The organism is Marinobacter panjinensis (genome assembly GCF_005298175.1).
Taxonomy (GTDB): domain Bacteria; phylum Pseudomonadota; class Gammaproteobacteria; order Pseudomonadales; family Oleiphilaceae; genus Marinobacter; species Marinobacter panjinensis.
Window position 1 is genome coordinate 623,740 of the sequence record NZ_SZYH01000002.1, and the last position, 22,810, is coordinate 646,549.

Sequence of the window (22,810 nt, forward strand, 5' to 3'; positions counted from 1 at the left end):
CCGGTGCCGGCAAAGTAAGCTTGCACCGACCATCGGCCTTATCCGGTGTTCCGGATGCCGGGTACGATTATCGAGTGGGGGCTAGTCTAGCGTTTTGTCGGCAACTGCGGGAAGAGTCAGAATGGGAAAAGCATCAAATCAGGATGATCAGGATTACAAGGCTCGCTCTGCTGCGTTGCGGCTGTTGGCCCGCAGGGAACACAGCCGGCTCGAATTGTCGCTGAAGCTCAGGCAGAGGAAGATCGAATCCGACGTAATAGAGCGGGTTCTGGATGACTATGAGGCGGAAGGCTGGTTGAGCGATGAGCGATTTGCTGATGTCTATGCGCGTCAGCGAATGGACCTGGGGTACGGGCCGCTCAGGATTCTGGCGGAGCTCCAGCAACGGGGCATACACACAACACCGGATTGTCTCCGTGAGTTGACCGATGCCGACTGGGTCGAACGGGCCACGCTGCTGCGGGAGAAGCGGTTCGGTCTGAGTGATATCAGTGAAGACTGGGATGAAAAGGTACGCCAGGCACGGTTTCTGGCAAGAAGAGGATTTGCTTCCGATCAGGTCGAGTCGGCGCTGGAGCGGCGTTTATAGGGTAGGGGGAACGAAGCCCAGTTCACTTGGCAGGCTTGCCCGGGTTTGTTGTTCTCGCGCCGTGTCGCCGGGCCGGATAATCTTTTCCATGCCTTCAAGGTCTTTGAACCAGGGCTTTTCCGGGGTTTTAGCGATTTTTGTTGCCTCTGTCATCCAGGCCAGAACGTCGTAGTAGCGCCGGATATTCTGCACGTAGATAACCGGTTCGTGGCCACGGGCGTAGCCAAAACGGGTTTTGGAGTACCATTCCTTCTGGGTCAGTAGCGGTAGAAACTCCTTTACATCCATCCAGCGGTCAGGATCCTTTCCGGCGCCCTCTGTCAGCCGGCGGGCGTCTTCCACATGGCCCCAGCCAACATTGTAGGATGCCAGCGCAAACCAGGTGCGGTCCGGTTCCTGGATACGCTCGGGGACCTTACGGTGAACCATGGTGAAATATTTGGCCCCGCCCTGGATGCTTTGCTCCACATCGAGCCGGTTCTTTATGCCGATATGCTTGGCGGTTGTGCGGGTCAACATCATCAGGCCGCGCACGCCGGTGGGCGACACGGCGTTGGGGCGCCAGTGGGATTCCTGGTACCCGATAGCTGCCAGCAAGCGCCAGTCCAGCTCGTAGGTGGAGGCATAGTCCCGGAACAGGCTTTCATACTTCGGCAGGCGGTTTTCCACGTGGTGTACAAACGTCCGTGCACCCACATAGTTGAGGCGGTCCAGGTGGCCGTAAAATCGCTCTGAAATCTGGGCCAGGGCGCCGCTTTCCCTCAGCTCACTGATGAAATCCCTGGCAGCCACGGCCAGGCTCTTGTCCTGCTCTCCGGGGAACAGCCATAAAAGGTCTTGCGGCTCGCCCAGGCTGAACGCGCTCTTGACCATCGGGAAGAAGACATGGTTGAGGTCAAGTTCATTGGAAGAGACGATGGCCAGCGGATATTCCCCCGACTCTACACGCGCCAGTATGCCGGCGGCATCCAGCCCCGAATGAACTTTCCACTGCAGGCCCGGGTTTTCCGCCTGCAGTTGCGCCAGCAGGTGCTCGTGGTTGCTGTCTGCAACAAGGTGCAGGGTCTGTCCTTCCAGGTCTTCAACGGATTCGGGGCGGTCTGTGTCGCGGTTGTATACCACCACGGACTCTGCCTCCACACCATTGGATACCGTGTGATACCGGCCCGGGAAATCCGGGCGTGCAGAAAGCCCGGCCAGCCCGATGTGGGCATAGTCCTGATCGATCACCGAGAGCACGCCGGTGTTGTCATCTGCCACCCGCACCTTGAGTTCCACGCCAAGATCGTTGGCAAACAGCCGGGCCAGCTCGTAGTCATAGCCAGTAGGGCCATCGCGGCCTTCGTAGTAAACGGAAGGGGCATTGCGGGTGATAACATGCAGTACACCCTCAGAGCGAATCTCCTGAAGGGTGCTCGGCCTGGAGCATCCGGCAGTAATGAGGGTGATAGCAAGCAGGCAAGCGTACGCTGCCAGTGCGAAACCCATCGGTTGGCGATCTGTGTTTTGCAAATTCTGAACTCCCTGTCCTGGCCTCAATAATCCCCGGTCGGAGGTGGCTGGTCAATGGAGGTGATCATTTTATATGCAAAACAATGTGAAATGCAGGGGGCAGGTTATGACCTATTGACGCTGTATCCCGAACCCCGTTTCGAGTATCATTGCGGCCTTTCAAATGGCCAGCATTTTCCTGTTTCCGGACGCTCCGGCGAACAGGAGGCGTGCCCCGGCTCCCAGTTTCGCGCGTACAGGTTTTGATCATGCTTGAACTTCGCGGCGCTCCTGCGCTTTCGCCCTTTCGCTCCCGCAAGCTGCATACCCGCATTCAGGACATTGTTCCCGAAGTGGAGCATGTGTATGCCGAGTTCATGCACTTCACGGACCTGGAGTCACCGCTGTCCGAATCTGACCAGGTGGTACTCGATCGGTTGCTGACATACGGGCCCAGTGTGCCTGCCGAAGAACCTGACGGCGTACTGTTCCTGGTGGTTCCTCGGCCCGGCACCCTGTCGCCCTGGTCCAGTAAGGCTACCGATATAGCGCGCAACTGTGGGTTGAAGCAAATCCGGCGGATTGAGCGCGGTACCGCCTACTATATAAAGGCAAGCCGAAAGCTGGGGCTGGCGCAGAGAGAAAAGATTGCGGCGCTGCTCCATGACCGCATGACCCAGAAAGTGTTCCACGAGATGGGTGGGGCAGAGCTGTTGTTCCACACCGATGAGCCTCGCACCCTCATCCGCATCCCGGTGCTGTCTGGTGGGCGCCAGGCTCTGGTGGAGGCCAATCGTTCGCTGGGCCTGGCGCTGGCGGAAGACGAGATTGATTACCTGGTCGAGTCTTTTTCGGACCTGGAGCGTGACCCCACGGATGTCGAACTGATGATGTTCGCACAGGCCAACTCGGAGCACTGCCGCCACAAGATATTCAACGCCTCCTGGGATATTGATGGTGAGGGGCAGGAAAAATCCCTGTTTGCCATGATCCGTAATACCTTCGAAATGAACAGCGAAGGTGTGCTGTCTGCCTATAAAGACAACGCGTCGGTCATTGCCGGCAGTCGTGGTGGCCGCTTCTTCCCGGAACCGGAATCCGGTGTGTATCGCTACCACGAAGAAGACATCCACATCCTCATGAAGGTGGAGACCCATAACCATCCCACGGCAATTGCGCCTGCGGCGGGTGCGGCAACCGGCTCCGGTGGCGAGATCCGTGACGAGGGCGCTACCGGTCGTGGCTCCAAGCCCAAGGCTGGCCTGAGCGGCTTTACCGTGTCCAACCTTAATCTGCCGGGCGACCCGCAGCCCTGGGAACTGGGCTACGGCAAACCGGACAGAATTGCCTCACCACTGGATATCATGATTGAAGGCCCCATTGGTGGTGCGGCATTCAACAACGAATTCGGGCGTCCTAACCTGACCGGTTATTTCCGCACGTTCGAAGAGCTGGTGCCGGGTGCTGCTGGTGAGGAAGTCCGCGGTTATCACAAACCCATCATGATTGCCGGTGGCCTGGGTAATATCCGTGCCAGCCACGTGGAAAAGGGCAATATTCCTGTCGTCGCCAAACTGATTGTTCTGGGCGGCCCGTCCATGCTGATCGGTCTAGGCGGCGGTGCTGCCTCATCTATGGATTCCGGCTCCAGCAACGAAAACCTGGATTTTGCCTCCGTCCAGCGGGATAACCCCGAAATGGAGCGTCGCTGTCAGGAGGTGATTGACCGCTGCTGGCAGATGGGCGACGACAACCCCATCTGTTTTATACACGACGTTGGTGCCGGCGGACTTTCCAATGCCATGCCGGAGCTGGTGAAAGACGGTGGCCGGGGCGGCAGGTTTGAGCTGAGGGACATTCCCAGTGACGAGCCTGGCATGTCGCCCCTGGAAATCTGGTGCAATGAATCCCAGGAACGCTACGTCATGGCCGTTGCGCAGGAGAACCTGGAACAGTTCGATGCGCTTTGCCGCCGCGAGCGTTGCCCCTACGCAGTGATCGGCGAAGCGACCGAGACGCACCACCTGGAGCTTGGCGACTCCTACTTTGATGATCGCCCGGTTGATCTGCCGATGGACGTTCTTTTCGGCAAGCCACCACGGATGCACCGGAGCGTTTCCCGCACCTCGTTTACCAAGCCCATTTTCGATTCCACAAAGATCAATCTTGAGGATGCCATCAACCGCGTACTCCGGTTGCCGTCAGTGGGTTCAAAGAGTTTTCTGATTACCATTGGTGACCGCACCATCACCGGCCTTGTGGCCCGGGACCAGATGGCCGGCCCGTGGCAGGTGCCAGTCAGCGATGTGGCCGTCACGTCAACATCCTTTGATGTGAAAAGCGGCGAAGCAATGGCCATGGGTGAGCGCACGCCGGTTGCCGTTATTGATGCCCCGGCGTCCGGGCGCATGGCGGTTGGTGAGGTGATTACCAACCTGGCTGCAGCGCCCATTGCCAGGCTGCAGGACATCCGTTTGTCCGCCAACTGGATGGCCGCAGCGGGTCACCCCGGAGAGGATGAAAACCTCTACGAAACGGTTCGCGCTGTGGGTATGGAGCTTTGCCCGGCACTGGGCATCACCATTCCGGTAGGCAAGGACTCCATGTCCATGAAAACCGTTTGGGAAGAGGAGGACACTGGCGAGCAGAAAAGTGTGACCTCGCCCCTGTCACTGATTATCAGCGGTTTCGCGCCGGTGACCGACGTTGACAGAACCCTGACGCCGCAACTGATTACCGATGCCGGCGAGACGGATCTGATTCTGATTGACCTGGCAGCCGGCCAGAATCGCCTGGGCGGCTCTGCCCTGGCGCAGGTTTATCGGCAGATGGGCGCAGTGGCGCCCGATCTGGACGACCCCGAAGACATCAAGGCGTTTTTCGCGGTTATTCAGGGGCTCAATGAAGACGGCAAGCTGCTGGCTTACCATGATCGTTCCGATGGTGGTTTGTTCGTAACCCTGGCCGAGATGAGCTTTGCCGCGCGCTCGGGCATTGATATCAAACTGGATGGGCTGGCCGAGGATTCGTCCCAGTTCCCGCGCGAGCTCTTCAATGAAGAGCTGGGGGCGGTCATTCAGGTCCGGCGCGACGAAACCGGCTTTGTGCTGCAACAATTCTCCGCAGCCGGTCTTGGTGACCACACGTCCGTTATCGGTACTCTCAACCAGGATGATTGTATTCGCTACACCTTCGAAGGTAATGAAATTATTGCCCGGCCACGCGCTGAACTGCAGCGCTTGTGGGCGGAAACCAGTTACCGGGTGCAGTCGCTTCGCGACAATGCCGATTGTGCGCAGGAAGAATTCGACAACCTCCTGGATGCCGATGATCCCGGCCTTCATGCCAAGCTGACGTTTGACGTCAGCGAGGATATCTCTGCCCCCTATGTCAACACCGGCGCGCGGCCAAAGATTGCGGTGCTGCGTGAGCAGGGTGTGAATGGTCAGGTCGAAATGGCGGCAGCCTTTGACCGTGCGGGATTCGAGTCTATTGATGTGCATATGAGCGACCTGTTGTCAGGCCGGGCTTCCCTGGAAGTCTTTAACAGCCTGGTGGCCTGTGGTGGGTTCTCCTATGGCGATGTGCTGGGCGCTGGAGAGGGCTGGGCCAAGTCCATCCTGTTCAGCGACCGGGTTCGCGATCAGTTCGCCGCTTTCTTCAATCGCCAGGACACTCTGGCTCTGGGCGTCTGTAATGGCTGCCAGATGCTGTCCAACCTTCATGAGCTGATTCCCGGTAGTGAAGGCTGGCCCCGTTTCGTCCGCAATCAGTCGGAGCAGTTTGAAGCCAGGCTGGTGATGGCCGAGGTGACGCCTTCCCCGTCCGTCTTCATGGATGGCATGGTGGGTTCCAGGATGCCGATCGCGGTTGCGCACGGTGAGGGAAGGGTAGAGTTTTCTTCAGGCACGTCGGCGGAGCAGCTCAACGACAGTGAACTTATTGCCCTGCGCTACGTGGATAATCGCGGCGATGTCACCACACGCTACCCCTACAATCCCAATGGCTCTGAAGCAGGCATCACTGGCGTTACCACCAGGGATGGCCGGGTCACCATCATGATGCCCCACCCTGAGCGGGTCTTCCGCACATCTCAGCACTCCTGGCACCCGCAGGAGTGGTCAGAAGATGCCCCATGGATGCGAATGTTCCGCAACGCGAGGCGTTGGTTCGCCTGAGTCTGAACAGGCAATAAAAAGCCGGTCCGGGGGGCACCAGAAAGGTGACTGATCCCGGGCCGGCTTTTTGATTTCCGGATCTTGAAATTTGAGTGGTTTTCAAGGGAAATTTTTGTTTATCAGTGCGAAAATCCTCTTGACTAAAATGGTTTATGCACATTTTGCCTGCCGTATTGTGTGTTCCGTGAACAAAGCGCTGTTTTCAGGTTCATTTTTTGTTCAGCGCTCATAAAGTACTGATAAATATACAATTAATGAAGTAGGTGAATTTGTCGCCAATTTAACGAAAGTGTAGTAATTACGGGGGGTGAGAGCGTGTTCCCAAAATCTTTCCCCAGAGTTATCCACAGATTCTGTGGGTAAGTAGCTAACTGCTTAATCTGTACAAAAAAGATGCGTATTGGCACGCCGAACCCGCGAATGTTAATCCTGCTGAACGTCTTGATAGGGGAGCAGACTGGTCATGTACAAGATGTGTTATTTCGTTCCGGAGAGTCACCTTGAAGTCACCAAAGCTGCGCTGTTTGAATCCGGCGCAGGCCGCATCGGAGACTATGACTGTTGCGCATGGCAATGTAAGGGGCAAGGGCAGTTTCGCGCGCTTGAGGGGAGCAACCCCTACCTTGGTCAAACGGGGGAAGTGGAGCAGGTCGATGAATTTCGGGTAGAACTGGTTTGCAGGGACGAACTGATCCTGGCGGCGGTTCAGGCACTGAAGGAGTCGCATCCCTATGAAGAGCCGGCTTACGAAGTGTTCCACATGGAGGATTTGTAGCGTCTACTGCCCTACGGGCTTCATACGATAGCGTATGTCGTCCACGTGCACCGGGAAGTGCTCTTTCTGTACGTCTTCCAGGTAAAGCTCCAGAGTGCGACGAACGGTCGGGAACGACAGTTCATCCCAGGGAATATCTTCGAGGGCAAACAACCTGGTTTCCAGGGATTCCTGGCCGGCACCAAAATTTTCGCTGGTAAGGGTCGCCCGGTAGAACATGTGGACCTGATCGATGTGGGGAACATGGATAATGGTGTAGAGGTTGTCCACGGTGACTTCGGCCAGAGCTTCTTCCCAGGTTTCCCGGGTCGCGGCTTCAAGAGTGGTTTCCGAGTTTTCCATAAATCCCGCGGGCAGGGTCCAGTAGCCGTAGCGGGGTTCGATGGCCCTCCGGCACAGTAAAACCTGCCCCTGCCAGATTGGAACCGTTCCCGCGACAATGCGTGGATTCTGATAATGTATGGTTTCGCAGCTAATGCACACATAACGGTGACGATTGTCTCCTTCGGGAACGCGCTGTTCGACAGGATGGCCGCAGGTACTGCAGTATTTCATTCGTTTCACCGTATACTGGACAATTGTGGGTTGGCAGGTGTAACTATCGGTGCTGCTGGCGTCTCATTCAATAGTCAGATGTAAAAACGGAGCCGTGTTTTGCGCGATCTTCTTACCAAACGCCTCTCAGGTTATGTTCCCCGCTTATTGACGCTCGACTACCCCGAAGCCGGCGTACTGGTTCCTGTGACCGACGACCACCGCAATCCTGAAATCGTTTTTACCCTGAGGTCGGAAAACCTGAGCACTCACCGGGGCCAGGTGTCGTTCCCGGGAGGGCGGCGTGACCCGGAGGACAAATCCATCGCCGCCACGGCTTTGCGGGAAACCCACGAAGAAATCGGGTTGCCCCCTGATCAGGTTCAGTTGATTGCACCACTCAGCCAGGTGATGTCCCTGCATCAGATCCTGGTAACTCCATACGTTGGTGTTATACCCGGCGATCACCCGCTGACGGCAAACCCGGCGGAGATTGAAAGCATTTTCAGGGTGCCGATTGAGTTTTTCCTGGAAGACAAGCGCCACCGCACCGACCCGTTGAATTTTCTCAATAATACCTTTTACGTGCCCTGCTACCGCTGGGAGCGCTACCAGATCTGGGGTCTTTCCGCTGTGGTACTGGTTGATTTCCTGAACGCGGTTTACGACGCGGGTATCGACCTGCTTGAGCCGCCGCAAGGGGGCTGATCCCCCACACCCTCTCCCCAGGTTCCCTTCCTGATTTTCATGGTTTTCCTGGCTCCCGCTGTTGCACGCGGAGCCGGGGCGGCCAGGTTTGTATTTAAAAAGTGTTCAAAAATTAGACTAAAGTCCAATGTGATTGCAAAGTGATCAGGTATTACATGGTGAATACTGTATGCAAACGACAGCCAAGGAGTTGCGTCGTGGAGATTGATCAATGAAGAAAATCCAGGCTGAGAAAAACCTCCCGGAGCTTATTTACGACTCTGTGGTCAATGCCATCGTCGAAGGTCTGCTCAAGCCGGGTGAACGGGTAACCCAGGAGACACTGGCCGAGAGACTGGATGTCTCACGGTTACCGGTGAGCCAGGCCATGCAGCGTCTTCGTGATGATGGCTTCCTCTCTGCGGTAGGGCGTCGCGGCCTGATGGTTTCGGTGCTTGATGAGAATTTTGTGGCGCAGTTGTACGAATTCCGCTGCGGGATTGATCTGATCAGTGCCGGGCTGGCTGCCCAGCGGGCAGATGCCGCGGCGCGAAAGCGTGGAGAGGACATCATTGCTGGTGGATTCGCGGCTGGAAAGGCCCATGACCTTCCCGCGCTCATCGACGCTGATATGCGCTTTCACGGTTTCATCTACGAACTGGCGGGTAACACCTTCATCCTGGATTCGATGGAAGCCCACTGGAATCACGTAAGACGAGTGATGAGCGACATTCTCATCGTTGAGAAAAACCAGCAACAGATTTGGGAAGAGCACGAGGCAATACTCAATGCGGTGTTGGCCGGCGACGTGCAGAACGCTGAAACGCTTGCGAGGCAGCATGTGGAGACTGCATCAAAATGGCTTCAGCAAGAAATACAGGGCTCCCGTGCACCTTTGAAAAGAAGCGGCAGCGCAATCACGTAATCCAAGGAGAATACGATGCAAAACAATGACAATAATGCAACTGTGATTCGGGTAATGTTGGCCAAAATCGGTCTGGATGGTCATGACCGGGGCATAAAAGTGGTTGCGCGTGCGCTCCGGGATGCCGGCATGGATGTGGTCTATACCGGGCTACATCGCACACCGGAAGAAGTCGTCGATGCCGCAATCCAGGAAGACGTGGATATCCTGGGCATCAGCCTGCTCTCGGGCGCGCACATGCACATTTTCCCCAAAGTACTGGAGCTCCTGAAAGCGAAGGAAGCGGAAGACATGATCGTTGCCGGTGGTGGTGTTATCCCGGATGAGGATGTCAAAGAGCTTTACCAGATGGGCGTCCACAAGATTCTGTTACAGGACACTCCTCCCCAGGAAATCATTGATTCGTTCCGGCAACTGGTTGCTGACCGTGGTGCCCGATAAGTCCGGTGCCATGCCGGCCGGGCGGCCGTGACAGGTTTCCTCAGACGACAACCAATAACAATATCAGGAGTCTCCGATGGAAGAGTGGAATTTTCCCCCCAATTACAACAAAGACTATTTTCCGGACCCGAACAGCCCTTACTGGTTCCGAGACCGGGAAACGATGGACCCGGAGAAGCGTGATGAGCTGATCGTTGCGCGCATCCGTGACGTGATGGCCTATGCCTACGACCACTCGCCATTTTACCAGCGCAAATGGGACGAAGCCGGTATAAAGGCCAAAGACATCCGCACGCTTGCAGACTTCGAAGAAGTGCCTGTCGTCACCAAGCAGGAACTGCGTGATTCCCAGGCAAAAAATCCGCCCTTCGGGGATTATCTCTGCTGCCCTGAAAGCGATATCCATCATATCCATGGCACCTCCGGAACAACCGGCCGGCCCACCGCCTTTGGTATTTCCCGCCGTGACTGGGACACCATCGCCAACAACCATGCCCGGATCATGTGGGGTATGGGCCTGCGGCCGGGAGACACGGTGTTTGTGGCCGCTATCCTCAGTCTCTATATGGGGTCCTGGGGTGCGCTGATTGGTGCCGAAAGGTTGGGCTGCAAGGCGTTTCCCTTTGGCGCTGGCGCTCCAGGGATGACGGCGCGAGCCGTTACCTGGCTGGGCATGATGAAGCCTGCGGGGCTCTACTCCACACCTTCCTATGCGCTGAGGCTGGCGGAAGTCGCCCGTGAGGAAGGGGTTGACCCCAAAGAGTTCGGTATCAAGGTGCTGTTCTTTTCCGGTGAGCCGGGCGGGTCCATTCCGTCCATCCGGGACAAGATCCAGGACATCTACGGCGCTAAGGTGGTTGATTGCGGAACCATGGCCGAGCTGACGCCCTGGATGCACGCCTCTGGCAGTGCCGACACCGAGGGTATGCTGCTGTGGCAGGACATTGTCTACACCGAGGTGGCAGACCCGAATACCAATCGTCGTGTTCCCTACGGCGAGCAGGGCACTCCGATCTATACCCACCTCGAGCGGACTTCCCAACCGATGATCCGCATGGTCTCCGGCGACCTGACTCATTGGGTGATGGAAGACAACCCGTGCGGACGAACCTATCCGCGACTGCCCAAAGGTATCTACGGGCGGATCGACGACATGTTCCAGATACGGGGTGAAAACGTCTACCCCAGCGCCATCGCAGAAGTTCTCGAGGGCCTCGCTGGCTATGGCGGTGAGCACAGAATCATCATCTCACGGGGCGGCTCCATGGATGAGCTGGCAGTCCAGGCAGAATTCGATCAGGAGACCGCGAACAAGGGCCCGGATGCGGTCAAGGCGATGGGAGAACGGGTGGAGGCCGAGCTCAGCCGGGTGCTGGGTGTTCGGGCAAGGGTAGTCATGGTCGAGCCGGATACCTTCCCGCGCACCGATTTCAAGGCTCAGCGTGTCGTTGATGACAGAGACCTGTACCAGAGCCTCAACCAGAAGCGGGGTGGTTGAATGATTAACCGCATACCCTCGATGGAGCTGGCTGAACGGGTTCGTGAGGGACATGTCCGCGCCATCGCCAGGCTTATTACCCGGGTTGAAAGCGGCGGTGACCCCGAGGTTCGCCAGGCTCTGGCCGAACTGTACAAGAGCACCGGCCGCGCCCATGTGGTGGGTATTACCGGTGTTCCGGGAGCGGGCAAATCGACCCTGGTCACACAGCTGGTCCATGAATACCGGGCCAGTGGCCGCACGGTCGGTGTGGTTGCTATCGACCCCTCAAGCCCATTCTCGGGTGGCGCCATCCTCGGTGATCGCATTCGCATGGGAGACCTGGTGTCTGACCCTGGCGTGTTCATCCGCAGCATGGCCACCCGGGGCACCCTGGGTGGCCTGGCCAGACCGGCCCTGGATGCGGTCGACCTCCTGGATGCCGGCGGGTTTGACGTGGTGTTGATCGAAACAGTCGGGGTGGGCCAGGACGAAGTCGATATTGTGCGCGCAGCTCACACTACTGTGGTTGTCAATGCACCCGGGCTGGGTGACGACGTTCAGGCCATCAAGGCAGGGGTGCTGGAAATTGCCGATATCCATGTCGTGAGCAAAGCAGACCGGCCGGACTCCAACAAGACCATTCAGGAACTCAAGGCCATGCTGATGATGAGTCTTGAACCCGGTAAGGATGTCTGGCGGGTGCCAGTGGTGCCCACCAGTTCCGAAAAGCACACCGGCTTCGGCGAGTTGATGGCCGCAATTGACCGCCATGCAGAGCACCTGGAACGAAGTGGCGAAATTACCGAAAGGCGACGCCAGATTGCGTTAACCCGGGTAGTGAAAGTCGCCGAAGAGATCGTCCGGGACAATTTTGCACGTGACAGCAGGTCGCAAACCGAAGAGCTGCTCAAGAAGGTTACCCAGCGCGAACTGGATCCCCATGGAGCCGCGGTGACCTTGTTAAAAGCCATGAAGGAGACGATTCATGAATCACACTGACCAGCATGACTCCGCTGCACTCAAGCATATTGAAAAAGAGTTCAACGAGTGGGAAAAGAACGAGGTTGAGTCGTTTATCAAGCGGGCTCCGGAGAGCCAGTCCGAGTACACCACCGCCTCCGGCATGCCCACGAAGCGCACTTACACGCCGCTGGACCTGAAAAATACGCCGTTCGAGGACATTGGCTTTCCCGGCCAGTACCCGTTCACCCGTGGGCCATACCCCACGATGTATCGCGGCCGGAACTGGACCATGCGCCAGATTGCAGGCTTCGGTACCGCCAGGGAAACCAACGGGCGCTTCAAGTACCTTATCGCCCAGGGGCAGACCGGCCTGTCGATCGATTTCGATATGCCCACACTGATGGGGTATGACTCGAATCACCCGATGAGTCAGGGTGAAGTGGGCCGTGAGGGTGTCGCCATCGATACGCTGGCGGATATGGAGGAGCTGTTCGACGACATCGATCTGACCAAGATATCTGTCTCCATGACGATCAATCCGTCGGCATGGATCCTCTACGCCATGTACATTGCGCTGGCGCAGCAGCGCGGTTATGACCTCAATGACCTGTCGGGCACCATCCAGAACGACATTCTCAAGGAGTACATCGCCCAGAAGGAATGGATCTTCCCGGTGCGGCCGTCGGTTCGCCTGGTCCGTGACTGTATCCAGTACGGATCCGAGAACATGAAGCGGTACAACGCCATCAATATCTCCGGGTACCATATATCGGAAGCCGGCTCGACCGCTGTCCAGGAAGTGGCATACACCATGGCCACCACCATGGAATACGTCAAGACGGCCATCGACGCAGGGGTGGACGTTAATGAGTTCGGGCCCCGTCTCTCGTTCTTCTTCGTGAGCCAGGCAGACTTCTTTGAAGAAATCGCAAAGTTCCGGGCCGCCAGGCGGATATACGCCAAGATCATGCGGGAAAAATTCGGGGCCACGAATCCCGCGGCCAGCCGGCTACGTTTCCACGCGCAAACTGCAGCGGCAACCCTGACCAAGCCACAGTACACGATCAACCCGATCCGTACTGCGCTCCAGGCGCTCTCTGCCGTGCTGGGTGGCGCGCAATCGCTGCATACCAATGGCATGGACGAGGCGTTCGCCATACCCACTGAAGAAGCAATGCGGATTGCACTGCGTACCCAGCAGATCATCGCCTACGAGACCAACATCACCCAGGTTGTAGACCCACTGGGCGGTTCCTACTACGTGGAAAGCCTGACCGACGAGATTGAGCGGGAAGTCTGGAAAATCCTCGATGAGGTTGAAGAACTGGGCGGCACGCTCCAGTGTATCGACGATGGTTACTTCCAGAGAGGCATCTCCGACTCGGCTTATGATTTCGCGCTGCGCAAGGCCAGTGGGGAAAGACCGGTTATCGGCGTTAATATGTTCGTCCAGGAGGAAGAAGATGTTGAAATCGAAACCCATCCCCACGATCCGGAAACAGAGCGCCGTCAGATTGAACGCCTGAACAGGGTCAAGAACAATCGCGATGAGGAAAAGGTCCAGAGCATGCTCAAACAGCTGAAAGAGCAGGCCGAGGATGAATCGGTTAACCTGATGCCTCTCACCATTGAATTGGTCAGAGAGGGCGCTTCAATGGGCGACATTGTGGAAACCCTGAAAGGCATCTGGGGAACCTATCGCGAAAAACCTGTAATCTGACCGGCTTCATTTACTGACTGAAGCGGTTCACGGGAGAAATGAATGGTCAGGCTCACCAAGATCTATACGAAAACCGGAGATAAAGGCGATACCGGCCTCGGCGATGGCAGCCGTGTCGCCAAGCACGATCTGCGTGTGGAAGCCTACGGCACGGTGGATGAGGCCAATGCCGTTATTGGCCTGGCGAGGCTGCATGTGGACGAAGTACTGGATGGAATACTGGCGCGCATCCAGAACGATCTGTTCGATGTGGGTGCGGATCTGTGCACGCCTTTTGCGGAAAACCCGAAATACCCACCACTGAGGCTCGCCGGGGCCAAGACCCTGGAACTTGAGCAGGAAATTGACAAGTTCAACGCGGACATTCCGTCCCTGCGCTCGTTTATTCTGCCGGCGGGTAACCCCGCCGCAACGCACCTTCACCATGCCCGGACAGTAACCCGCCGGGCCGAGCGAATCATTGTTCAGTTGAAGGAAGATCAGGAGATCAGTCAGTCGGTGCTGGAATATATGAACCGCCTGTCTGACCTGCTTTTCGTGCTTGCCCGGCATGCCAATGGCAAGGGAAAAGACGATGTGCTCTGGGTGCCCGGGGAATGATGTCGGGCTGCGTCGGAGGCTCTGACGAATCATGATGCCGGCTCCGGAGCATGGCGGCCGGCTTCGCGCCGCTGCGCGAAAGTGGAAAATCCCGCTGGAACAATGGTTGGACCTCTCCACCGGCATCAATCCGCAGGGGTGGTCCGTTCCGGCAATTCCCGAGGAGGTGTGGCGTCGCTTGCCGGAGCCTGATGATGGTCTGGAACAACGCATCAGACAGTGGGTCGGTGCGCCCGATTCCTCGGCTGGTATTCCGGTTGCCGGCAGCCAGGCGGCGATCCTGGCATTGCCCTGTTTGCGCTCACCGTGCCAGGTAGGTGTGCCTTCGCCGGGTTATCAGGAACACGGGCATTGTTGGGCCTCTGCCGGCCACCGGGTCACGGAAATTGGTAGCAAGCAGGTCGCCAGTAATGACGAGCGTTGGCTTGATGAACTGGACGTGCTGGTCTGGATCAATCCCAACAATCCGACGGGCCAGGCCATCGAGCCTCAGCGGCTGTTGAACTGGCACGATCGTCTTCAACGCCGCGGCGGCTGGCTGATCGTTGATGAGGCTTTCATGGATGCCACGCCGGAACTCAGTGTCGGCTTTGCGACGGGCCGGCCTGGCCTTCTGGTTATGAGGTCGCTGGGCAAGTTTTTCGGCCTGGCGGGTCTCAGGGCCGGGGCTGTTGTCGGCGACCCGGATATTGTAGGTTTGCTGGCGGCCACGCTGGGGCCCTGGTCGATCAGTGGGCCAGCGCGTTTTGTAATGGGTAAGGCGCTGGCAGACCACCAATGGCAGGCCGCGACTGCCGAGCGATTGCACAGCGAAAGCGGGCGACTGTCGGAGTGTCTGGCGTACCATGGCCTGGAGCATTCTACTGGCACCGCGTTGTTCCGGTACGTTCGGCACAGAAGGGCAGCGGAGATTGCATCCGCGCTTGCAGGCGAGGGAATTCTGGTCCGGGAGTTTGAAAATCCCGCGGCGCTGAGATTCGGATTGCCTGGTTCCGAGCGGGATTGGGCGCGTTTTGATCGGGCAATGTATTTAAAGGATGTTTATTGATTTAGCCCTGAGGGGCTGATAGGTTGACCACCGAAAAAATGTATACCGTATTCAGGTAACGCTTTTTCGCGGTATCGCCGCAGAAAAGCTTAAAACGGGAAGTCGGTTAAAGTCCGACGCTGCCCCCGCAACGGTAAGCGAGCTAAAGGCAATCGTAAAAGCCACTGTGCAAGATGCATGGGAAGGTGATTGCCCCGGATCAGACACCAAGGCTGATCCACTCGCAAGCCCGGAGACCGGCCTGAATACACACCGGAAGTTGCGGAGGGCGACGGCGGTGGGTGAGTTGTGTCGGTTTTACACCTGTACACTGACTCGTATCCTGCCTCCCCCAGACTCACTCTCAAGCTCCGCAACATAATAAACGCCATGCGGGTGCGCGTGGTTCAAAAGCGAGTGCTGATTATGGGTTTTTCGAAGACCATGCCGGTCCTGTTGTCCGGCCTCCCCGTTGTATTCCTGCCCGTTTGCTCGGCCCTGGCCGACGAAGGAAATATGGCCCCCGAGCTTGATCCGATCGTAGTAACCGCCACGCTCGGCCCCAAGACCCGGGGGGAAAGCGATTCCTCGGTCACCGTGATCGACAGCGAAGCCATCGAGCGCCTCCAGCCCCAGACCTTTGATGAGCTTCTTGTAGGCCAGCCGGGCCTGGACATTGTCAGCAATGGCTCCTTCGGCAAGAACACCAGCGTTTATACCCGCGGAACCGGTAGCGAGTCCACCGTGTTCCTTGTGGACGGTGTGCGTTTGCGCTCGGCCACCAGTGGCGGTGCCGCCTGGCAGTATTTTCCGCCGCAGATGTTGGAGCGCGTCGAAATCGTGCGCGGTTCGCGCAGCAACCTTTACGGCGCCGATGCGGTAGGCGGTGTCGTCCAGGGCTTTACCCACAGCGCCCCGACAGGTCGCAAAGGCTGGGTCCAGGCAGGTGGCGGCAATTTCAACACCCAGGAGTACCAGGCCGGAGCAGCGGGTACCGAGGGACGGATGAAATACAGCTTCAGTGCAAACCATTTGGAGACCGACGGTACCGCCATTGTTGAGGGCGGGGAAGACAAGAGCTTTCGCAACAGCTCTGCGCTCGGATCCGTAGCCCACCAGTTTGATTCGGGTGGCGAGGCCGGCATGGTTTTCATGCGGTCCCAGGGCAATTCCGAATTCGAGGGCGGTGATACGGACTTCGCCATTCAGACCGTCGGTTTCCGCCTGGATACTCCTGTCAGCAACTATTGGCGCAGCCGAATCCTGCTAGCCGAATCACGTGACGAATCTGACAATCGCGATACCTTCGGCGACAGCACGTTCGATACCAGGACCCGCAGCGCCCGTTGGGAAAACCAGCTCAGTGGCGGCCGTCACGAGTACATCGTCGGTGGTGAGTTGCTGGTGGATGAAGTGGAAAGCACCACCGACTTTGACGAAACCAGCCGCACCAACGCCGCCATTTTTGGGCAGGCCCTGCTGAATTTCGGTCCCACCGATTTTCAACTGAGCCTGCGGGCGGATGACAATGAGGCTTTTGGTCGGGAGGAAACGGGCGCCGCCGCCATGGGCATTGATCTGGACCGGAATCATCGGGCCCGGGTGAGCTACAGCACCTCGTTCCGCGCGCCTACCTTTAATGATCTTTACTTTCCCGGATTCGGTAATGCCGATCTGCAACCGGAAACCGCCGGCAGCGTAGAGCTGGGCGTTGGCGGTAATTACGCTCATTGGTTCTGGGATGCCGCGATTTATCAGACTGACGCCGATGACCTGATCGTGTTTACCCTTCAAGATGGCCGCTTTGCTCCGTTTAACGTTGACGAGGCTCGAATCCGGGGTATCGAGCTGAGTGCTGGTCTGGAGCTGGATGAATGGATCCTGCAGGCTGGTGCCTCAGTCACTGACCCCCGCAACCGGGAGACCGATAACCGAATTCGTCGTCGCAGCGCCCAGCAGTTCCGGGTTGATGTCGATCGCGCCTTTGGACAGGTGTCCGTGGGAACAACGGTAAAAGGTCAGGGCTACCGCTATGACGACGCCGACAACGATGAGCGCATTGCAGGCTTTGCCACCTGGGATCTGCGGGCCAAATGGCAGATCGATAGCCATTGGACGACCAATATCACCGTGGACAACGTGTTGGATCGAGAGTACACCACCGCACTCCGGGTAGACGGGAGTGAATACATTTCCGCAGGCCGCACAGCGATGCTGACCATACGCTACGACATCTGACAGGCTATGGAGATATAAGGGCATGATGAAAAAACCGGTATCCGGATTGCTCCTGGGCCTGGCATTTCTGCTCTCGATCCCGGCATTCGGCGCCACCGTGGTTGGCGTGGTGTCCGAGCGATCGGCGGCAGAAATGGCCGCAGGCGCGGAGCGCTTTCTGGCAGCTCACCCGGATCACGAAGTTATCCTGCGGACGCCGGAACAGCTGGCCCGCCTGGACAGCCAGGCGCTCGAAGAGCTGTTTGGGCGGGCCGATGTACTGCTGCTGGCCGCGGTTTTCGGTGATCAGGTAGGCCGGCTGGAACAGACGGTTCGGAACCTGACAAAAGAGCGGCAGTTTCCGATACTGGCCGTTAACGGCGACCGTTCGCTGACTCGCCTGTCGCGGTTGGAGGGCCGGGCGGTGCTGGACGGGCTGGATGCCTCCGCCCTCAACGATCTGATGAAAGCTCCGGACCCGGGGGCTGACGTGGATGCTCACCGGACAAGCTTGCGTCACCAGTTTCCACAACAGGTCCCGTGGCTGGAAGGGCGAGCCCTTTATCAGGGGCGTACCCCGCACCACCTGGACGCCCTCTTGCGCTGGTTGCTGGTGCAGACAGGTCATGATCTGTCAGTACCTGAGCTGCCGCCCCGGGCATTGATTCGCTATTACCGCAATGGGGAGGCGACAGATAATCCGGCGGACCTGAGGCTGCAGTCCGGACCGGTGGTCACCCTGCTGGATCTGGACAGCGGTGATCGCCCGGGAGACCGGGCGCTGCTGGATGCAACCTGTGCCGCCCTGGAATCCAGGGGTATCCAGTGTTTTGCCATCCTGTCCCGCTGGGGCGGCGCCAGCCTAGAGGCCATTCGCTCACTGGATGAGGTTGTTGCCCCGGCGACGCTCTCAGGCATCATCAGCCTTCAGGACTTTACCGTCGGGGGTGGCGAGGGCCGCCGCCAGGTCACTGCGGAGCTCACCCGGCTGGATATTCCGGTGATCAAGGGCTTGCGACTGGCCTCCCGCACCGCCAACCAGTGGCAATTGTCGGTAGACGGTATTCCCTCGGACAAAGTGCACTACAAACTGGCCATGCCGGAACTACAGGGTGTCAGTCAGCCCATGGTGCTGGCGACGGCAGAACCGGAAGTGATTGACGAGCGAACCGGTGTGGCACTGACGCTGACCCAGCCGGTACCGGAGCGTGTGCAAGCCGTTGCTGACCGCCTCAAACGCTGGCACGTGTTGCAGAGTAAGGACAATGCCGACAAGCGTGTCGCAATTATTTATTACAATCACCCTCCGGGCCGGCAGAACATCGGCGCGGACAACCTCGATGTGCCGGCTTCCCTGTATGAAATGCTGACCTGGCTCAAGGAGGAGGGTTACGACACCGGCCCGCTCCCGGAGAGCCCGGGGGCCCTGACAGACCTGATACAACAGCGTGGTGTCAGCCTGCCGGATGATCCTCGCGCCTTGCGCGAGATGGCGGAAGAGGTCGCCTCTATGTCCGGTGGCACCTATCGACGCTACTTTGAAACCTTGCCGCCGGTTGTCCAGCAGGAAATGGTTCACGGACCGCTCGGGTACCTGCATGAGCGACTTGGGCAGGCCCATGAAATGGGCGAAAAGGAGCTGGCAACCGGCTTGCTGAGTCGTGGTATCCGTGACCTGCGTCACCTCATCGAACACATCCAGCACCCAAATCGCAAGGCCACCCTGGTTCGGCTGGATGAATATGAGGCGCTCTGGCAAAAGCGTCTTGATGAGGGTGGCCAGAAGAGCAAGCTGGACGACAGACGGGTTGCCCTGGCTGACACGGGCATTCCCGGCCTGAGGGGCTGGGGCGAGGCACCGGGACAGTCGATGGTGGTGGATGACCGGCTGATTTTCCCAGGCTTGCGGTTCGGCAACATCTATATCGGCCCGCAACCGCCACGGGGCTGGGAAGTGGACGAAGAATTGCTGCACGCCAACACCACCTTTCCGCCTACCCATCAATACGTGGGCTTCTACCACTGGCTGCGGGATCACTACCAGGCCGATGTCCTGATATACGTGGGCCGCCATTCCACGCGGGAGTTTCTGCCCCGCCGCCGCGCCGGGTTGACCGGGGACGACTATCCGGACCTGCTGGGTGGCGATCTGCCGCTGATCTATCCCTACATTGTGGACGGCGTGGGTGAGGGCATACAGGCCAAGCGGCGGGCCCTGGGGGTGATGATCAGTCACCTGACGCCGCCACTGGCAGCCACCGAACTCTACGATGAGCTTCTCGAACTGCGACAACTGGTGGAAACCTGGGAGTCCGCCAACGAGCCGGACAGCCCCACCAGGGAGCGGGCTCTGGACATGCTGCAGGAGAAAATCGAGGTGTTGGATATCGGCGAGGACCTGGAGCGGGAAATTGCGGGCGAGATGGGGCTGTCAGAGGAGGAAGTGTCCCTGGAGGAGCTGTCCCCGGATCTGTTGGTCCATGAGGCCGGCCACTACGTCACCGATATGCAGGAACACTTCATGCCCCTGGGTCTGCACGTGTTTGGCCGTGACTGGAATGCGGATATGGTGGATACCATGCTGGACTCCATGGCGGGCAAGGCTAGCTCTCCTGAGGCGGAATGGCGTAAGAATCTGGAAGCGTCGCCGGCGGCGGAACGCCAGAGCTTCCTGGCCGCGCTCGACGGCCGTTTTGTGGCACCAGGGCAGGGCAATGACCCGTTGCGGACACCGGCGGTACTGCCAACAGGTCGCAACTTCCACGCCCTGTCCGATGACCTGATTCCCACGCGGGTGGCCTGGTCCCTGGCTACGGAACTGGCGGAGGAAGCCATGGCTGACAAGGGCCGGCAGAAGGACGAAAGCGATGCTCTGGTGCTCTGGGCCTCGGACACCGTGAGGGACGAGGGTGTGATGATTGCCTTCGGTATGAAACTGCTGGGAATTCGGCCGGTATGGAACAGTCGGGGCATTGTGAAGGGCCTGGAGCGCCTGCCCGCAGGGCCGCAGACCGATAATCCGGTCCGCCGCAATGTGGTGTTTACCACCTCCGGGCTGTTTCGGGATCTCTACGAGAGCCAACTGGAATGGCTGGATCTGGCCTCCCGCTACGCCCTGGCCGGTGCGGCAGACACCATCGAGGCGGAACATCCCGAACTGGAGGAAGCACTGGAGCAGGCCCTTTCCGTGCTGCCCGTGGAGATGCGTGAGTTCGGCGATGAACCGCTGGCAACCAATGAAGTGGCTGCCCGCTGGGTTGCCGATACGCGCGTCATTCTGGCAGCGGGAGCCTCGGCACGTGATGCGGGTGCCGAGGCAGCCCACCGCGTTTTCGGCACTGCGCCGGGGGCTTACGGCGCCGGTGTCAATCGCCTTGCCACCCGCTCCGGCGCCTGGCAGGAGCGAGAGCAACTGGGGGATGCCTACCGCCGCCGCATGGGGCATGTGTACGGCAAGGGCAGCCAGGGTGAACCCGCTCACCAGGCGTTCGATCGCCAGCTACATACGGTGAATCACACCTATCTGGGGCGGGCCAGCCACCTCTACGGTCTGCTGGATAACGATGACGGTTTTGACTTTCAGGGTGGCCTGTCCAACGCTGTGGAACACCTGCGCGGCGAACCGCCAGAGAACCGCGTGTTGCAGTACGCGGACCCGAAAAACCCGAGGATCGACTCGCTCCAGCGTGCGCTACAGGTGGAATTGCGTGCCCGCAACCTTAACCCGCAGTGGCTGGCGCCACTCATGGAACATGGTTATGCCGGCGCCCGCACCATGGGCAGCGATTTCCTGGATAACCTCTGGGGTTGGCAGGTCACCAGCCCTCAGGTACTGCGCTCCAGCGTGTGGGACGAGATCAACGATGTCTACTTCCAGGACCGCCACGGACTGGGCCTGGATGACTTCCTCGCCGAGGACCACAATGTCCATGTAAAGACCCATATGCAGGCAATCGCGTTGTTGGCTGCCAAACGAGGATTCTGGGAAGCAGATGTCTTTATCCGCAAAGGCCTGGCCCGTGACTTCGCTGGCAATATCATCGACCATGGCCTGCCGGGCAGCGGCCATACCCGCCCGGACCACCCGTTGATGGACTGGGTGGCAGACCAGCTTGAGCCGCAGCAGCGGGAAGCCTTTGAGTCCGCCCGTAAAGGAGGTTCATCGGCTTATTCTTCCTTGCCCGCTGCCAACGATGAATGCCAGCAACCCGATAAGCGGATGAGCGCATGCTGACTTTTCCCCGGCGACTTTCTGTCAGACAACTGGTTCTCAGGGAACTTGCAGCAATCGGTGCCGTATTTTCCCTTTGGCAGGGACCGATTCTTGCGAATGAGATCTGTGTCATCGACGACATCGGGGCGGAGGTTTGCATGGAGCAACCGGCCAGCCGCATTGCGGCACTATCTCCTGGCGCCACTGAACTGGTCTGGGCCGCCGGTGCCGGTGAAAAGGTGATAGCGGTGGTGTCCTACAGCGACTACCCGGAACAAGCGAAGGATGTTCCCTCGGTAGGCAGTCACACCCGCATGGATCTCGAACGGCTGATTGAACTGGAGCCGGACCTGGTGATCGGGTGGGTCACCGGCAACCCACCGGAGCAGCTTGAAGCTCTGAGTGATCTGGGGCTGCCGGTGTTCTCTATTGAGCCCCGAACTTTTGAGGCAGTCTCGAACACCATTGAGCGTCTGGCTACACTGGCGGGCACCGAAGAGAAGGGCTTTGCCGAAGCTGACCGGTTCCGCCAGGGCATTGCCGCGCTCGAACGCCAGTACCAGGATGCCGAACCGGTATCGGTGTTTTACCAGGTCTGGGACGAACCGTTGATGACCGTGAATGACGAGCACCTGATCGGCAAGGTTATTAACCTTTGCGGTGGAGTGAATGTGTTTGGCAACCTCGATCGCCTGGTACCCAGAATCAGTGCCGAGGCGGTGATCGGCGCCAACCCCGAAGCCATCCTGGCCGGGGGAATGGGTGAAGAAAACCGGCACTGGCTGACCCGGTGGGAAGCTTTTCCCGGTATCGATGCCACCGCCAGGGACAATCTGTACTTCATTCCCCCTTCACTGGTCCAGCGCCCGACGCCGCGTATGCTGGAGGGCTCACAACTGTTTTGCGAGAGACTGGATGATGCCCGTGCCAAACGTTAATCCGGGGCCAGTCACGTGAGCAGGCCCTTGAC

The 22,810-nt window shown here is 58.5% G+C and carries 16 protein-coding genes and 1 riboswitch; of the genes, 14 read left to right on the forward strand and 2 right to left on the reverse strand.

Annotated elements, in window-relative coordinates; translation table 11 throughout:
* The first annotated feature begins 121 nt into the window (after positions 1-121).
* Entirely contained in the window at positions 122-589 is a 468-nt protein-coding gene (locus FDP08_RS19150) for a regulatory protein RecX (RefSeq protein WP_137437871.1), read from the forward strand.
* On the opposite strand, the gene mltF is transcribed toward FDP08_RS19150, so the two are convergent.
* A complete protein-coding gene (gene mltF, locus FDP08_RS19155; protein WP_137437930.1) occupies positions 584-2,077 on the reverse strand; it encodes a membrane-bound lytic murein transglycosylase MltF in 1,494 nt (497 codons plus the stop codon). The two genes, FDP08_RS19150 and mltF, sit on opposite strands and share 6 nt — an antisense overlap.
* Before the next feature lie 272 nt (positions 2,078-2,349).
* Here mltF and purL point away from each other — a divergent pair, with 272 nt between their 5' ends.
* Together purL and FDP08_RS19165 are read left to right on the forward strand one after the other, a co-directional pair.
* Positions 2,350-6,258 (forward strand): phosphoribosylformylglycinamidine synthase, encoded by a 3,909-nt coding sequence (gene purL, locus FDP08_RS19160; protein ID WP_137437872.1) that lies wholly within the window; start codon positions 2,350-2,352, stop codon positions 6,256-6,258.
* Between the two features lie 463 nt (positions 6,259-6,721).
* Positions 6,722-7,033 carry a YqfO family protein gene (locus FDP08_RS19165; protein ID WP_137437873.1) on the forward strand — a complete coding sequence of 104 codons (312 nt, stop codon included), beginning with the start codon at positions 6,722-6,724 and terminating at the stop codon, positions 7,031-7,033.
* 3 nt (positions 7,034-7,036) lie between these two features.
* Here the strand turns inward: FDP08_RS19165 and FDP08_RS19170 are convergent, their stop codons facing one another.
* Positions 7,037-7,588, reverse strand: coding sequence for an NUDIX hydrolase (locus FDP08_RS19170; protein ID WP_137437874.1), 552 nt, complete (start codon positions 7,586-7,588; stop codon positions 7,037-7,039).
* A gap of 99 nt (positions 7,589-7,687) precedes the next feature.
* Here FDP08_RS19170 and FDP08_RS19175 point away from each other — a divergent pair, with 99 nt between their 5' ends.
* From FDP08_RS19175 to FDP08_RS19225, 11 genes are all read left to right on the forward strand, one after another.
* Entirely contained in the window at positions 7,688-8,275 is a 588-nt protein-coding gene (locus tag FDP08_RS19175; RefSeq protein ID WP_137437875.1) for an NUDIX hydrolase, read from the forward strand.
* A 211-nt stretch (positions 8,276-8,486) separates the two neighbouring features.
* On the forward strand, positions 8,487-9,179 hold the full coding sequence (locus FDP08_RS19180) for a GntR family transcriptional regulator (protein WP_137437876.1): 693 nt from the start codon (positions 8,487-8,489) through the stop codon (positions 9,177-9,179).
* 15 nt (positions 9,180-9,194) lie between these two features.
* Positions 9,195-9,620 (forward strand): cobalamin B12-binding domain-containing protein, encoded by a 426-nt coding sequence (locus tag FDP08_RS19185; RefSeq protein WP_137437877.1) that lies wholly within the window; start codon positions 9,195-9,197, stop codon positions 9,618-9,620.
* A gap of 76 nt (positions 9,621-9,696) precedes the next feature.
* Positions 9,697-11,118, forward strand: coding sequence for a phenylacetate--CoA ligase family protein (locus FDP08_RS19190; RefSeq protein WP_137437878.1), 1,422 nt, complete (start codon positions 9,697-9,699; stop codon positions 11,116-11,118).
* Positions 11,119-12,099, forward strand: coding sequence for a methylmalonyl Co-A mutase-associated GTPase MeaB (meaB, locus tag FDP08_RS19195; protein ID WP_137437879.1), 981 nt, complete (start codon positions 11,119-11,121; stop codon positions 12,097-12,099).
* Positions 12,086-13,783: a methylmalonyl-CoA mutase family protein gene (locus FDP08_RS19200; protein ID WP_137437880.1), complete on the forward strand. Its 1,698-nt coding sequence runs from the start codon at positions 12,086-12,088 to the stop codon at positions 13,781-13,783. The genes meaB and FDP08_RS19200 overlap by 14 nt, the downstream gene beginning before the upstream one ends.
* A gap of 42 nt (positions 13,784-13,825) precedes the next feature.
* Positions 13,826-14,383, forward strand: a complete 558-nt coding sequence (locus FDP08_RS19205; protein WP_137437881.1) for a cob(I)yrinic acid a,c-diamide adenosyltransferase — start codon at positions 13,826-13,828, stop codon at positions 14,381-14,383.
* Positions 14,384-14,414: 31 nt separating this feature from the next.
* The gene (gene cobD, locus FDP08_RS19210) at positions 14,415-15,431 is read left to right on the forward strand and encodes a threonine-phosphate decarboxylase CobD (protein ID WP_427901860.1); all 1,017 of its coding nucleotides are present in this window, start codon (positions 14,415-14,417) and stop codon (positions 15,429-15,431) included.
* A 36-nt stretch (positions 15,432-15,467) separates the two neighbouring features.
* Positions 15,468-15,690: riboswitch (cobalamin riboswitch) on the forward strand.
* A gap of 146 nt (positions 15,691-15,836) precedes the next feature.
* Positions 15,837-17,648, forward strand: a complete 1,812-nt coding sequence (locus tag FDP08_RS19215; RefSeq protein ID WP_137437882.1) for a TonB-dependent receptor plug domain-containing protein — start codon at positions 15,837-15,839, stop codon at positions 17,646-17,648.
* 22 nt (positions 17,649-17,670) lie between these two features.
* On the forward strand, positions 17,671-21,861 hold the full coding sequence (locus tag FDP08_RS19220) for a cobaltochelatase subunit CobN (RefSeq protein WP_228263394.1): 4,191 nt from the start codon (positions 17,671-17,673) through the stop codon (positions 21,859-21,861).
* On the forward strand, positions 21,855-22,778 hold the full coding sequence (locus FDP08_RS19225) for a cobalamin-binding protein (protein WP_137437883.1): 924 nt from the start codon (positions 21,855-21,857) through the stop codon (positions 22,776-22,778). The genes FDP08_RS19220 and FDP08_RS19225 overlap by 7 nt, the downstream gene beginning before the upstream one ends.
* Positions 22,779-22,810 lie beyond the last annotated feature (32 nt).

Coding starts and splice junctions, on each gene's coding strand:
- FDP08_RS19150 (WP_137437871.1), top strand. CDS start 122: ATGGGAAAAGCATCAAATCAGGATGATCAGGATTACAAGGCTCGCTCT.
- mltF (WP_137437930.1), bottom strand. CDS start 2,077: ATGGGTTTCGCACTGGCAGCGTACGCTTGCCTGCTTGCTATCACCCTC.
- purL (WP_137437872.1), top strand. CDS start 2,350: ATGCTTGAACTTCGCGGCGCTCCTGCGCTTTCGCCCTTTCGCTCCCGC.
- FDP08_RS19165 (WP_137437873.1), top strand. CDS start 6,722: ATGTACAAGATGTGTTATTTCGTTCCGGAGAGTCACCTTGAAGTCACC.
- FDP08_RS19170 (WP_137437874.1), bottom strand. CDS start 7,588: ATGAAATACTGCAGTACCTGCGGCCATCCTGTCGAACAGCGCGTTCCC.
- FDP08_RS19180 (WP_137437876.1), top strand. CDS start 8,487: ATGAAGAAAATCCAGGCTGAGAAAAACCTCCCGGAGCTTATTTACGAC.
- FDP08_RS19185 (WP_137437877.1), top strand. CDS start 9,195: ATGCAAAACAATGACAATAATGCAACTGTGATTCGGGTAATGTTGGCC.
- FDP08_RS19190 (WP_137437878.1), top strand. CDS start 9,697: ATGGAAGAGTGGAATTTTCCCCCCAATTACAACAAAGACTATTTTCCG.
- meaB (WP_137437879.1), top strand. CDS start 11,119: ATGATTAACCGCATACCCTCGATGGAGCTGGCTGAACGGGTTCGTGAG.
- FDP08_RS19200 (WP_137437880.1), top strand. CDS start 12,086: ATGAATCACACTGACCAGCATGACTCCGCTGCACTCAAGCATATTGAA.
- FDP08_RS19205 (WP_137437881.1), top strand. CDS start 13,826: ATGGTCAGGCTCACCAAGATCTATACGAAAACCGGAGATAAAGGCGAT.
- cobD (WP_427901860.1), top strand. CDS start 14,415: ATGATGCCGGCTCCGGAGCATGGCGGCCGGCTTCGCGCCGCTGCGCGA.
- FDP08_RS19215 (WP_137437882.1), top strand. CDS start 15,837: ATGGGTTTTTCGAAGACCATGCCGGTCCTGTTGTCCGGCCTCCCCGTT.
- FDP08_RS19220 (WP_228263394.1), top strand. CDS start 17,671: ATGATGAAAAAACCGGTATCCGGATTGCTCCTGGGCCTGGCATTTCTG.
- FDP08_RS19225 (WP_137437883.1), top strand. CDS start 21,855: ATGCTGACTTTTCCCCGGCGACTTTCTGTCAGACAACTGGTTCTCAGG.